Consider the following 14,303-nt stretch of genomic DNA (forward strand, 5'->3'; position numbering starts at 1 on the left):
AATAAGCAATAAAATGAACAATGAGTAATTAGTTACTTCTCTATTACCTTTTTAATTCTCTTTTCAAGGGTTGCCCTATCAATCCAAACCTGTCTCTCGCATTTAATACATTTTATCCTAAAATCCGCACCTGTTCTTAGTATTTCAAAGGTATGGTTTCCACAGGGGTGCTGCTTCTTTAATTCCACCATATCTCCAACCTCTAGCTTCATTGGCATTTACCTCTACCACCCTCCATATTAATTGTGTTATTATTGTTTATTTTAAACTATTTTATAATAAAATTACAGTACCTTTCTTTTATTTATAAATAATAAACCTTATTTGACAAATCAAAAACCCAAGATTAATGTCATTTTGCTTCTTTACCTTTTATTATTCTAAATTTGTAATTAAAAGTTAACTTGTAATTTTTACTTCCTATGTGTTTATAATATAGTAAATATAGAAGTATGCATAGTGACAGAACAAAAGCATTTGATGCGGGTTAAAATCTTTAATAGGAAAGTAGGACTTTCCTATTAAATGAAAAATATATTATCATATGACAATTGTTGTATATTACCAGGAGGTGCCTTATGAAGAAAATTATTATAGTATTATCTTTGTTGATGCTTGTAGTTTCATGTCAGTTTAGATCAGCTGATGACCACCAGACTGATAAACCTTTAGATGTGGCTCCCATCAGTGAAGTAGGTGATAGTAAACAGGAATTAATAAATATTGAGGGTAAAATTATTGAAGATCGGTTTAATGTCCCTGAAGGTTTTACTAGAATAGAAATAACAGAGGATTCCTTTGGAGCATACTTAAGAAACCTACCATTAAAAGCCCATGACTCAAGGGTGCTTTATTATGATGGCAGGGAAAAAAACAAACCCAATGTATATGATGCAGTTGTTGATATGGACCTTGGCAATAGGGATTTACAGCAATGTGCCGACGCAATTATACGGCTTAGGGCTGAATATTTTTATGGAAAGGGGGAATATGATAAAATTCATTTTAACTTTACCAATGGGTTTAGGGTTGATTATACAAAATGGATGGATGGATATAGGATTTCAGTTGTGGGAAATGAAGTTAGCTGGGTAAAGAGGGCAGAAGCCTCTAATACCTATGATGATTTTAGAAAATATTTAGATATTGTTTTTGCCTACGCTGGCACAATTTCTTTGTCTCAAGAGCTTCACCCTGTAGCGGTTGAGGAAATGGAAATAGGAGATGTTTTCATACAGGGTGGAAGTCCTGGTCATGCTGTTATAGTCGTTGATATGGCAGAGAATATAGAAACTGGAGAAAAGCTATTTTTATTAGCTCAAAGCTATATGCCTGCTCAAGATACCCAGATTTTAATAAATCCTATGGATAAAGAGCTTAGCCCTTGGTATAGCTTAAATTTCGGGGAAACTTTATATACGCCTGAGTGGACCTTTAGCAGAAGAGATTTGAAAAGGTTCTAGTGTATATAAAAAAGGCACCCTAATGGAAAAGGAGTGCCTTTTTTGAGGGGGCACTATTATAATATACCTAAGTATTTTTCTGCACCTAAACAAAAATAATTATATCTATCATATTTATCAGAATTTGTTTCTTCTTTCCAAACATCAAAAATATTTTCTTTTACTGAATATAGTATTTTACAATACTCATGGGCAGAGTGTATACTATTAGCTAAAACATTAGAATTCTCAATAATTCTATTGTCTATTATTTGATTCCACTCATTTTTAAAGCTGACATCATTTATATGATCTATCGTATCTATACATCTTCCTTCCTTGCCAAGGTACTTACATGGGAGACAAATATCATCTTGCTCTAGGGTTATTTTTATATGTATATGATGATTCTTAATTATTTCATTTGCAACATAATAGAAATTGTGATTATATTTATCATCTGGAATAAACATTTCTATTCCTTTCCCATATAATTTGATTATATCCATAAAATGATGTGGTTTAATTTTTATCATATAAATCCCACCTTTTTATAAAATCCAAGCTGGCTTAGATGGAAAATTCTTTGGCTTCAATATTTTTCATTGACTCCAGTAGTGATGCTGCTTCTTTATCAAATATCATTGTAACATCTGGGTGAAGCTGCAAAATAGATGCCGGCAACTCAGGTGTAATTTTACCGTATAGCATTTGATAAATTACCTTCGCTTTATCTTTTCCCACTGCTAATAATAGTATTTTCCTTGCCCTCATTATGGTCTTAATACCCATGCTTATGGCCTTTCTTGGTACCTCTTCAATAGATTTGAAAAACCTGGAATTAGCATTAATGGTGTCTTCATCTAAATTAACCATATGGGTTTTTGCTTCAAATTTTATGTCAGGCTCATTGAACCCAATATGGCCATTGCGACCAATACCCAACACCTGAAGGTCAATTCCTCCTACCTCCTCAATTTTTTCTTCATACCTATTACATTCATCCTCAATGCTTTTACACATACCATAGGGTATATTTACGTTGGCCATACCTATATTTATATGTTTAAAGAAATTATTATACATATAATAATGATAGCTTTGAGGATTAGCGGACCCTAGTCCATAGTATTCATCTAAATTAAAAGTAGTAACTTTGCTAAAATCAATGTATTCCTGGTTATACAAGTCTATTAAAGCATTATACATTCCTAATGGTGTACTCCCCGTTGCCAAGCCTATTGAACTGTTGGGTTTTAGAATTACATGACTGGCCACAATTCTAGCCGCTCTTTGACTCATTTCTGCATAATCATTTACAATAATTATTCTCATGCTATACCTCCCATCTAATAACCATAAGCTATATCGGTGTTTTATACTCAAATTATGAAGCCAGCGTAATGATAGATAGTTAAAGGATTCCTACTTCCAGTAAATCCTCTTCTAATTGTGTTGCTGATATAAAATGTATAGTATTTATCCCAATCTTCTTGGCACCTTCTAGATTTTCTTTGGTATCATCTATAAACAAACATTCAGATGGTTGTAAATTATACTTTACCATCAATGCTTCGTATATTTCTTTTTGAGGCTTTAGATATTTCACATGGGAGGAAATAATTTTACCATCTGCAATTTGAAAAAAATCAAATTGATTACTGACCTTCTCAAAAGCTTTAAAATGGAAATTAGATAGCAGGTATATCTTATATTTTTTTTCTTTTAATCTATGTAGTATTTCCACTGTCCCAGCTATAGGAATCAGCAGCTCATGCCATCCTTCTAAAAGCTCACTAATTTCTCCACGACGATGGGGTATTCTTTTTGCGATTATTTCTAAGGCCATTTCTTCATCGATGGTACCCTTGTCTAGCTCTAGCCATTCATCTCTGGAAAATACATGTTCAAAAAGTTCATCTACAACCTCTTCTGAAAACTTAGCTTCTAGGTATTTTTTTGGTTCAAATTCTAATAAAACTCTGCCGATATCAAATATAATTGTATTAATCATAATTTAACCCCCATTTATTACTTTATTTTAAATTGTCCAACTACACTGGCAAGTTCTTCTTCAGTTTTTTGTACATTTGCAATATAAGAGAGCATTTCTTGGAATACAGCAGTTTGTTCCTGAACAGATGCAGATACTTCCTGTGCATTTTGTGAGTTGGCCTCAACTGTGTCAAACATTCTTTCGTTGAATACCTCAATTTTCTCAAAGCAAGCCTCCATCTGTTGATGAATTGATTTAATATATTTCATCTGTTCAACATTTCTATTGGTTGCATCCACCATACTATTGAGTCTATCTTCAACCTGTTTCATATCATTCTGCTGTACTTCTATCCTTTTAACTATATAATCTGTGTTCTCTTTTACACTAATCACCTGTCCTGTAATGCTCTCAATTATACTTACAATTTTCACCGTGGACTGGGCTGTTTCCTCAGACAGCTTTCTTATCTCTTCTGCTACTACAGCAAAGCCTGTTCCTGCTTCTCCTGCCCTAGCAGCTTCTATTGCAGCATTCAATGCTAAAAGATTTGTTTGATTTGACACACTTTCTATTAAAGCAACTATCTTTTTTATATCTCTTGAATAGTCTTCCAGTTGATGTACCGTAAGTGAAACATCTTTTATTTCATGTGTCAGGCCTGTTAGCTGCTTTCCTTGTTCCTGTACAATTATTTGAATGTCTTCACTGTTTGACTTAGTACTATTGGATTGTTCAAAAAGATAAGCTGCATTTTCTAGCACCTGTTGTATATCCTGATCCAGCTGTTTTAATAAATCCCTAAACTTCTTCATCATATCTGCCTGTTCTGAACTTCTTATAGATACTTCCTGTACACTTACTGCAATTGTTTCGGTTGATGTACTTAACTGCTCTCCCATTACTGAAATACTTCCCATTGACTGCTGTAATACCGTTGAAGAACGCACCACCGCTTCTACAATATCTCTAATATTATGTATGAATTGATTAAAGTATTTTGTCAGGACACCCATTTCATCGTTGCTTGTATACTGCACTGTCTTTGTTAGATCTCCATCACCATTGGAAACATCTCTTAACTCTTTAGTTAATAAACGAATAGGATGCATGAAGCTTTTATCAACCAAGAATAAAGCAATAACGCCTATTAATATAGAGATAACCATCAATACTATACTAAGCATTTTCGCCATCACTATCTTCTGTTGAGAAAATTGGGAGTATTGTGCAATTGTAGTATGTAATTCATCAATATATCCATCTATAAGCAATGAAATATTTTCATATCCTTGACTGTCTTGTTGCTGGATCAATAATTGATAGTTGGGTTTTAGTTCTTGATCCCATTGGTCTTTTAGCTGAGTAAAGGAGTCTATAAATTCGTCATTATTTAATGGCTCCAATCCCAATTCTTCATCTCCATAAATTAAACCATTAATAGTTTTATCAAATGTGTTTACATCTTCTTCCAGTCTATCAATAGCCCTCTGCATGCGTTGGTTCATAAAAAATTCTACATGTATGTCTGAAGATGACTGGGCCATTTTATACTGACCAGAGATTAGATTACTTGTATAATTAATAAACATAGAGTCGTTTTCAACTGCTTTATACCTGGAAATGTTAATGGAAAGAACAAGTAGCTGCATTATTGATAAAAAAATAACAATCGAGAAAAATTTAGTTTGAATTTTCACCTTTATTTTCACCTACTTTTAAATTCTTCGTATTGGCCTTCTTTAACTTCAGTGGGGGTTATCCCTACACACTTTTTAAACAAGGCACTAAAATATCTGGAATCGCTGTATCCCACAGCATCTGCCACTTCAAATATTTTCATATCTTCTTTGACTAATAACTTAATAGCTTTTTTCATTCGATAATTTGTTAAATACTCAACAAATGTATACCCTGTTTCTTTTTTAAACAGTCTACTTAAATAGCTTTCACTAATATACAACACTTCTGATGCTATTTTTATAGTGATATCTTCCTTGTAATGTTCTTTAATGTAATTTACTGTATCAATCACATATTTTTCTTTTCCCCGATTACCTGATACTACCAAGTATTCGTTAAAAAATTGAATTTGACATTGCTGTAAATAGCTTGTGCTATTCTTTAGCCTTTGCTGTTCTTTTCTGTCTTTTATATTCTCAACTATTCTATTGAGGGTATAAAAAAGTTCTTTGTCCTCCACTGGCTTTAACAGGTAATCCTTTACTCCCAACCGTACAGCTTGCTGTGCGTATTGAAAATCGCTGTAGCCCGAGATTATAATGTACTCAGCATCAACTTTATCAACAACTTCCTGAATCATTACTATTCCATCCATTTTAGGCATTTTTACATCTGTAATAACAATATCTGGCTTTAGTCTTTCAATCATCTCTTTGCCAATCAACCCATTAGCGCACTCACCAACTACCTCGCAATCAAATTGTTCCCATGGTATTGTTAAAACCATTCCTTTTCGTATTAATTGTTCATCCTCTACAATTATTACTTTTACCATATCCTCTTCACCCTTTACTTTTGAGGTATTCTGATGGTTACAATGGTTCCCTCATTTAGATTGCTTTCTATTTGAATTCCATTTCGACTTCCATAATACAGCTTTAACCGCTTGTTTACATTATAAAGTCCTATATGCTCTTCACTCAGTGAAGGCTGGTTAATTCTTTTTATATCTTCTTTTTCCATTCCTTTTCCGTTATCAATAACCTGTAGGATAATATGCTGGTCTTCTTCATACCCTAAAATTCTAACTAATCCATCCTCTTCTTTTTGCTCTAACCCATGTATAATGGCATTTTCTACAATAGGCTGTAATATCAACTTGGGAATTTTTTCCTTTAAAATTTTATTGTCTATTTCCATTTCTGTCGTCAGCTTGTCTCCTACACGTATCTGTTGAATGTACAGATAACTTTTTATCAAGTTAATGCACTCTTCTACTGTAGTAAATTCATCTCCAATATTAATACTGTTTCTCAGCAGTTTACCTAAATGGGTTGTTATGGTACTTACCTCTTCTACTTGATTTAACTTAGCCATCCACTTAATACAATCTAAAGAATTATATAAAAAGTGTGGGTTGATTTGTGCTTGTAGCAATTTTACTTCTGATACCCGAATGCGTTGCTGCTTTTCGATTATATTGCTCATTAGTTTTCTTAACCGTTTTACCATTCTGTTGAAGCTAATTCCCAAGACCCCGATTTCATCACTTCGTTGAAAATCTACCTCTACAGTCAGGTCTCCTTTTTCCACGTCTCTCATGGCCTTAACCAGTACATTAATGGGATTAGCAATGTTTCTTGCTAAAAATAACGCTACAACTATACAGACTATTAAACTAATTACACAGCCCCAAAGAATAATGGATTTAATAAATTGATCATTTTTCATAATAATGTCCAATGGAACGAGAGTAATTGTACTGATATTGAATTTAGTTGAAGTATCTCTGAGAAGTAAGTATGGGTTTTCATCAATTGTGGTCCAATATGCATTTTTTGAAGCATCTGTAATATAATCTTGATATGTTTGATTTAAAAAGTTTCCTTCTTCAAAGGGGTTTTTTTGATTTACCATTACATAAAAGTGCTCATCTACCAATATTGTATTGAAGGGAGCAGCATTTTGTGAAGTGTTTAGTGTATCTAATATAGCATTTCTTGAAATATCAATAATGATATAACCTATGTTGACCCCTTCATGAAAAATAGCTTTTCCCATACTTAGTACTATGCTATTTTGATCAGAATCTAAATAGTTATGTCCATAAAATACCGTTTCCCCTTCTGCCTCTACTGCTTTACGGAAAATTCCCCAGTTGCTATATATCTTTAAATTATAAGCTTCAACAAGTGAATGGGTTGCAAAAATCAGGTCTCCCTCCGTGTTTAATATATACACTGGTGACTTGTTTTTCTTTGCTGCCATTAAGAAGTATATTTTCTCATATATATCGTGGTAGGCCTCTTCCTTTGAAAGCTTACCTAATAGAACTTGTCTTATTTGTTCATCCTCATATAATGCTTCTATACTGCGCTCATTATCTTTTAATAGCTCATCAATATTATCATGAACCTGCATCACATAGCTATTTGTTTGTTCATAAATCATATTCCTTAACTCTCTACTGGAAAATCCGTAGAGAAAGGTTCCAATTATAAATAAAGGTATGAAACCAACAATAATAAAGAATATCAATAGTTTATAAAAATAAGCACCCGTAAACATCTTCATGTGTTTTACCTCATTTATGTTAATGATAGACTTCGCTACCATTATAACTTATGGATATCTACAAAACAATCCTATTACAGGACTACATAGAAATCCCTTGTCCACCGGATAGCTTATTAAAAATCAAGATGGAAATCACCGTAGTAACTGTTAAAATAGAAGCCAATGCTGCTGCTGTACCAAAGCTAGCTCTTATTACCTCTGTATAGATGGCTACTGAAATAGTGGAGGTTTTGCCTGTATATAAGATAATACTGGAGCTTAGTTCATTAATAGTGGTAATCCAGCTTAATATTGCTCCCGAAAAGACACCTGGGGCCATTAAAACAGCTGTGATTTTAAAGAAGGTTTTCATAGGTGGTACCCCAAGATTAATTGAGGCCTCTTCAATGCTTGGATCGATTTGATACAAAATAGCTGTACTAGAGCGAATGGTATAGGGAAGTTTTCTGATAACATATGCCAAAATTAATATCCCTGCTGTTCCACTTAGCATAAATGGCTTTTTATTGAAGGCAACTAACAGTGTAATTCCTAATACTGCTCCGGGAATTACATATGGAAACATAATTAGAAGATCTAACAGCTCTGTTGCCTTTGATTTTTTTCGTACTATGACATAAGAAATCAATAATCCTATAACAATCATTATCACAATTGCTATTGTAGAAAATAAAAAAGTATTAGTAATATTTCGTGAGAGTCTATGCATCACCAAGCGATAACTATCTAAGCTAAATCCCTTAACAAAAATTGGTCCGCTTGTCTTTATAAAGGATGTAATTATAACCACTACTTGCTGCGCCATTGCAATTGTAGCTATACCGAAGCAAAATACAGTTGCTGCAATTCGTTTACCTAAAGATAGTTCTTTTACTTGTGGAGGACGAAGAGCACTCATTGTGTAGCTTTTTTTAGCAATAATTAATTTTTGAATCATTAGTACAGACAAAGAGCATAATATGATAACTACACTAAGGGCACTGGCCATTGCTGCATTGCCCCCAATTTCACTCATAAATTCCTCATACACCAATACCGGTAACACTTTATATCCTTCACCAATTAGCATAGGTGTTCCAAAATCAGCTAAGGAAGTCATGAATACCATTAATGCTCCGGCAGAAATTGTGGGTAAAATCAGTGGAAATGTTACCGTCATTAGCTTTTTTATTCCAGATGTACCAAGATTCTCAGCAGCTTCTTCTAAGGAGGCATCTGTGCTTTTAAGTGCGCCAGATACATATAAATAAATGTATGGGAAAAATTTCAATGTAAAAACCAATACTATTCCTGTCCAACCATAGATAGTTGGAAGATGGATCCCAAAGTTTGCAAATATTTTTGTTATGAATCCATTTCTACCTAGTAGCAAAATCCATGAATATGCTCCAATAAAGGGTGGTGACATTAATGAAAGAATTACCATAATATTAATAAGTTTTTTACCCCATATATTATATCGTGTTGAAATATATGCCATTGGTAGTCCAATGATTGTAGCAAAAATAGTAGCTGCTATGCATACAGAAAAGCTATTTTTAAGGGTGGAGAAATAGTAAGGAAGTCTCACAAAATCTTTATAATTGGAAAGGGTGAAATTATTAGTTCCCCTTTCTAGAAAGCTTCTGAAAATCAAAGAAGAAAAAGGATATACCAGAGCCAGTAACAACCCAGCAAAGCTTAAAAGGATCACCATATTCCAAAAATTGAAGTGTTTTCTAATGTTAAATTTTTTATTAGATACAGGGCCCTTTGAGAAAGGATTTTTTAATCTAGGTTGAAGTTCACTCATTTACCAAAGACTCCTCTCCTGTATGATCGAAAATATTAATTTTATCTGCCTTAGTGGTAATACTTACTTTATCACCAATTTTTCTGCTGAAATTAACATCCTTTGTGTATTCATTAACTTCAATTACCTGACCATTTTCTAATTTAATTTCATAGTTAATGAAGTCACCTAAAAATGTACTTAAGGTTACTTCTCCCCTTAATTGCCCCTCTACAGGTTCAGAAATTACAAATTCTTCTGGCCGTATAGAAATCACCACTTTATCTTCATACTGCTTTTTAAGCTTCACTTTTATTGTACTTTTATTTAGTACTAATATATCAGCTAGCCCTTCCTCATTAATTTTTGTAACCTTTCCTTCTAGAAAGTTAGAAGTACCAATAAAATTAGCTACAAATCCATTGGCAGGTCGTTTGTAAATTTTTTCAGATTCTCCTATTTGTTGAATAACCCCTTCCTTCATGATGGCAATTCTATCTGAAATAGCCAATGCTTCTTCTTGGTCATGGGTTACATACACAGTAGTAATTCCTAATTGCTTTTGCAGTTTGCGAATTGTTATACGCATTTGAACACGTAGCTTAGCATCTAAATTACTTAAAGGTTCGTCCATTAATAAAATTTTGGGATGTATCACCACCGCCCTTGCCAGTGCTATTCGCTGCTGCTGCCCACCACTAAGGTGAGAGGGCTGTCTATCTTTATACTCCTCCATTTGAACCATTCGAAGGGCTTCTTCTACTCGCTCTTTCATTTCCTTTGCTGCTACATTCCTTGCCTTTAATCCATAGGCAACATTCTTATACACAGATAAATGGGGAAATATAGCGTAGTTTTGAAATACCATTCCTATGTCTCTCTTATGAGCAGGAATATCATTTATAACCTTATCATTAAAAATAATTTCTCCCTCTTCAATGGAGTTGAATCCTGCTATCATTCTAAGTAATGTGGTCTTTCCGCATCCGGAAGGCCCTAATAAAGTAAAAAATTCTCCTTTTTCTACTGTAAAATTGGCTTGATTAACTGCCCTATAATCACCAAATTTCTTTACCACATTTTGAATAATCATACTATGACTCATTGCCCTCTCTCCTTATTCAAATAATATTGTGACCTTCTTTATTTGCTGCTCTAACCACTGAATCATTTGAGCTGTTTGTATTTCTGTTGAGCTTTCAGCCATCACACGAAGATATGGCTCTGTCCCAGAAAATCTTATACTAATCCAGCTATTATCCTGTAGGCAATACTTAACACCGTCTAATTTATTTACATTTACTACCTCTCGACCTGTAATTTCATTAGGTACTAAACAATTTACATATTCTAGAATTTTATTTTTTTCCTTTGGTAAGAATCGATAATTTTTTTCTGAAAAATAAAAATAACCAAACCTTTCTTTCATTTCCCTTATAATCTCACTAAGTTTCTTCTTTTTTATAGCAATCATTTCTAGCATTAGCCCTGCAGCCAAAATCCCATCCTTCTCAAGCAGGTGATTCCTTATAGCAATTCCTCCACTACTTTCGCCTCCAATAATGGCATCTGTCGTCAACAATTGCTCTCCTATATATTTAAAGCCTACAGGAGTTTCATAAACTCTATATCCATACTCCTTTGCTATAGAATCTAACAAATGGGTAGTACAAACATTTCGAGCAACACCGCCCATATACCCTTTTACTTCTAAAAAGTAATAATATAATAGTCCTATGATTTCATTAGGGTGCAAAAAATCTCCTCTATCATCGATTACCGCTAGTCGATCTGCATCTCCATCTGTGGCAAAGGCAACATCATATTTTCCTTCCTTCATCATGTGCCTCAATCTCCATAAAGACTCTCTATTGGGAGCTGGAACTCGCCCTCCAAATAAGGGATCCCTTTGACTATGTATTGTTTTCAAATTGCACCTACTATCCACCAACAACATTTCCATACATGTTACGCCGGTGCCATACATAGGATCATATAAGACATTCATTCTTTTTTCTTTTATTAAGTTTAAATCTAAACAAGACTCAATATCTGAAATATACTCATGTTGCATATTTATGATTTTAATATTATTCTGTTTTATAGCCTGCTCCCATGAAATAGATTTTACCTGTTCTACTGATAAACCATTAATCTTATCCTCTAAATGGCTAGTAAATTCTACTGTAGCTGGAAGGCCTCCTTTACAGGTGTACTTTACTCCATTATATATGGCAGGATTATGACTAGCAGTAAAGGTAAGTCCACAGCTGGTATTCAGCTCTCTAGTAGTAAATGTAACCAATGGTGTTGGTACTGGCTTGTGTAGCATGTATACAGTTATCCCATTTGCTGCAAAAACACATCCAGCACTTTGTGCAAAGTTTTCTGACATGAATCGATTATCATATCCAATAACTATTCCTAATGATTCCTCGTCTTTTTCTAGAATATCTTCCGCCACTGCTTGAGCAAACAACCGAACATTTTCAAATGTAAATTCTTCAGCAATGATTCCTCTCCAGCCACCAGTCCCAAACTTAATCATAATCCTTCCCCTTTCTACTTTAAGAAGAAGGGACATTATTATAACTCATGTCCCTTCAAATCTGCTATTCTCTTCCGATTACGATGTTTCTCCATTTATCCAATACTTCATCTTTATTATTAGCTGCCCATGAAAAATCATAGTCTACTAACTTTATTTTATCAATTGGATCTAATCCTTCTGGTGCTTCTAAATCTGAACGAATAGACCGTCGGCTAAAGTTGTTAACAACAATATTTTGTACATCCTTACCCACTACGAAATCAATAAACAGCTTTGCATTTTCCATGTTCTTTGCATCCTTAATTACTGCAATTCCATCTGGTACAGCTGAAGTACCTTCTGATGGATACACAACTCCCACGTCAGCTCCTGCTACTACATATCGCATTGCTGCTTCTTCCAATGTCAGCCCTATGCTATACTCGCCATCAGCAACTCCCACAAATACACCTGAAGAGCTACCAATAATTTTTCCATCTAAATTGTCAATAAAACTTCGTATAAAATTCCACCCATCGTCACCATCATTTTCAAATGCTTTTAAAATAGTTACAAGGGTTGTATAGGAGGAACCAGACCGAGCTGGGTCTGCATATGCAATTTTACCCTTCCATTTGTCATCTAATAGATCTTCCCAAGATGTTGGTACATCTTCTGGCTTTACTAGCTTTTTGTTATACATAATAACCATTGGCAGTGCACTAAAGCCAGTCCAATTATATTCTGCATCTTTAAAATATGGCGCAATCATGTTATCTTCTTGAGTTTTATAGGGTTCAAAATAATCTTTAAAAGAATCCAGTGATTCAGCACCACCACCCCACATAACATCTCCTAATGGATTAGCGCTTTCTGCTTCTATTCTCTTTAAAAGCTCTCCGGTTCCAGCTGCAACTACGTCTACTTGTACTCCTGTTCTTTCTTGAAACTCTTTTACAATGGGATTAATTACTTCTGCACTATGCGGACTATACACAGTAACTGATCCTGAAGCTTTTTGTTCCGTTGAGTTTTCTTGTTGAGTATCGTTTTCCTCTGGTGTCTGCTGGCCTACTTCGTTATCAGAACTACAACCAACAAGAAGCCCTCCTATAAGTAGTACGGATAAAACAATCGCTATGATTTTTTTATAATTCATAGTTTTGCCCCCTTTTTTGAATTTTCAAACTTCTATTTAATGTTACGTTATTTTGTATATCATACTCAATGCAAAATACTGTTATTTTGTTTAAAATTATGAACTTTTAATAAAAGAATTGCTTTTTTGCATAATCTAACAAACATACTTTCCTGGACATAAAAATGGCACCTCATAAATGAGGGCCATATTATAAAAACACGTTAAATGGCTATTAAGAATCTGAATAGCCTAATTTAAGGTTGATTTTAATATAGATTATTTTGAGTCTCCATTAATTACAACTCTCCTTGGATAAGGGATTTCTATTCCTTCTTTATCGAAGGCTTGCTTAAAGGTCTTACGCATTAGTCTTTCCGTAGCCCATTGCTCCATTGGAACTGTTTTAGCCATTACTGATATTACAACATCTGAGTTTCCTAGGTTTGTTACTCCCAACACAATTGGCCCCTCTAGAATTTGTGGGTTATTATTCCTTAATTCCTCTGAAGCCTCCTCTAGCACCTTAATAGCATTATCTATGTCCTCTTCATAGGCGATTGAAATATCTACCCATGCCCTCATTTTGCCTGTGCTTCTATTGGTCACCTTTTTTATTTCACCATTTGGGATTATGTATAAGTCACCGTTGAAACCACGTATCTTTGTTACCCTAAGGGCCATTTCCTCAACAATTCCTCCTACTCCATCGATCTCAACATAATTTCCTACTCCAAATTGATCCTCAAATAAAATAAAGAATCCTGTGATTATATCTCTAACCAAGTTTTGAGCACCGAAGCCCAGTGCCAGTCCACCGATTCCTGCAGCTGCAATTAATGCTCCAATTTCTACTCCAAAGGAGTCTAGTATAGCTGTAAAGGCTATAAAATAAATAGTATATTTTACTAAGCTTTTTGTTAACCCCTTTAGTGTCTCTAATCTCGGTACATCTATCTTAAACTTTGCTTCTTGATTGGCATTAAAGAATCTTGTCTCAAAAAATTTATTTATTAAGGACTGTAGTATTCTTATTGCTATTCTAGCAATTAATAATATAATTATAATATTTGCTAGTCTACTTATGTATACAGATAATTGCTCTGGATTCTTGAGAAAATCTAATGCTTCAGAAGCCCATCCTTTTTCTACACCAACAGACACTT

Annotated in this window: 13 protein-coding genes; 1 reads left to right on the top strand and 12 read right to left on the bottom strand. The window is 34.0% G+C overall.

Annotated elements, in window-relative coordinates; genetic code table 11:
• Positions 1-32 precede the first annotated feature (32 nt).
• Positions 33-218, bottom strand: a complete 186-nt coding sequence (locus BLP68_RS01395) for a DUF951 domain-containing protein (protein WP_176758816.1) — start codon at positions 216-218, stop codon at positions 33-35.
• A 360-nt stretch (positions 219-578) separates the two neighbouring features.
• Between BLP68_RS01395 and BLP68_RS01400 the strand changes: the two genes are divergently transcribed.
• A complete protein-coding gene (locus BLP68_RS01400; protein ID WP_091539128.1) occupies positions 579-1,463 on the top strand; it encodes a DUF4846 domain-containing protein in 885 nt (294 codons plus the stop codon).
• A 56-nt stretch (positions 1,464-1,519) separates the two neighbouring features.
• Here the strand turns inward: BLP68_RS01400 and BLP68_RS21575 are convergent, their stop codons facing one another.
• The 11 genes from BLP68_RS21575 to BLP68_RS01455 form a co-directional block, all read right to left on the bottom strand.
• The gene (locus BLP68_RS21575; protein ID WP_176758817.1) at positions 1,520-1,978 is read right to left on the bottom strand and encodes a hypothetical protein; all 459 of its coding nucleotides are present in this window, start codon (positions 1,976-1,978) and stop codon (positions 1,520-1,522) included.
• 34 nt (positions 1,979-2,012) lie between these two features.
• Positions 2,013-2,777 carry a glucosamine-6-phosphate deaminase gene (nagB, locus tag BLP68_RS01410; protein WP_091539130.1) on the bottom strand — a complete coding sequence of 255 codons (765 nt, stop codon included), beginning with the start codon at positions 2,775-2,777 and terminating at the stop codon, positions 2,013-2,015.
• Between the two features lie 79 nt (positions 2,778-2,856).
• On the bottom strand, positions 2,857-3,456 hold the full coding sequence (locus BLP68_RS01415; protein WP_091539133.1) for an HAD family hydrolase: 600 nt from the start codon (positions 3,454-3,456) through the stop codon (positions 2,857-2,859).
• Positions 3,457-3,473: 17 nt separating this feature from the next.
• Complete coding sequence (locus tag BLP68_RS01420) at positions 3,474-5,138, bottom strand: methyl-accepting chemotaxis protein (protein WP_091539135.1); 1,665 nt, start codon at positions 5,136-5,138, stop codon at positions 3,474-3,476.
• Between the two features lie 8 nt (positions 5,139-5,146).
• Positions 5,147-5,956 (bottom strand): response regulator transcription factor, encoded by an 810-nt coding sequence (locus BLP68_RS01425; protein ID WP_091539137.1) that lies wholly within the window; start codon positions 5,954-5,956, stop codon positions 5,147-5,149.
• Between the two features lie 14 nt (positions 5,957-5,970).
• Entirely contained in the window at positions 5,971-7,695 is a 1,725-nt protein-coding gene (locus BLP68_RS01430; protein ID WP_176758818.1) for a cache domain-containing sensor histidine kinase, read from the bottom strand.
• Between the two features lie 82 nt (positions 7,696-7,777).
• The gene (locus BLP68_RS01435; RefSeq protein WP_330389011.1) at positions 7,778-9,490 is read right to left on the bottom strand and encodes an ABC transporter permease; all 1,713 of its coding nucleotides are present in this window, start codon (positions 9,488-9,490) and stop codon (positions 7,778-7,780) included.
• Positions 9,483-10,574 carry an ABC transporter ATP-binding protein gene (locus BLP68_RS01440; protein WP_091539143.1) on the bottom strand — a complete coding sequence of 364 codons (1,092 nt, stop codon included), beginning with the start codon at positions 10,572-10,574 and terminating at the stop codon, positions 9,483-9,485. The genes BLP68_RS01435 and BLP68_RS01440 overlap by 8 nt, the downstream gene beginning before the upstream one ends.
• Before the next feature lie 12 nt (positions 10,575-10,586).
• Entirely contained in the window at positions 10,587-12,017 is a 1,431-nt protein-coding gene (locus tag BLP68_RS01445; RefSeq protein WP_176758819.1) for a phosphoglucomutase/phosphomannomutase family protein, read from the bottom strand.
• 64 nt (positions 12,018-12,081) lie between these two features.
• Complete coding sequence (locus BLP68_RS01450) at positions 12,082-13,158, bottom strand: ABC transporter substrate-binding protein (protein WP_091539148.1); 1,077 nt, start codon at positions 13,156-13,158, stop codon at positions 12,082-12,084.
• Between the two features lie 258 nt (positions 13,159-13,416).
• A complete protein-coding gene (locus BLP68_RS01455) occupies positions 13,417-14,301 on the bottom strand; it encodes a mechanosensitive ion channel family protein (RefSeq protein ID WP_091539150.1) in 885 nt (294 codons plus the stop codon).
• Positions 14,302-14,303 lie beyond the last annotated feature (2 nt).

The sequence above is a fragment of the Alkaliphilus peptidifermentans DSM 18978 genome, assembly GCF_900101495.1.
Lineage (GTDB): Bacteria > Bacillota > Clostridia > Peptostreptococcales > Natronincolaceae > Alkaliphilus_C > Alkaliphilus_C peptidifermentans.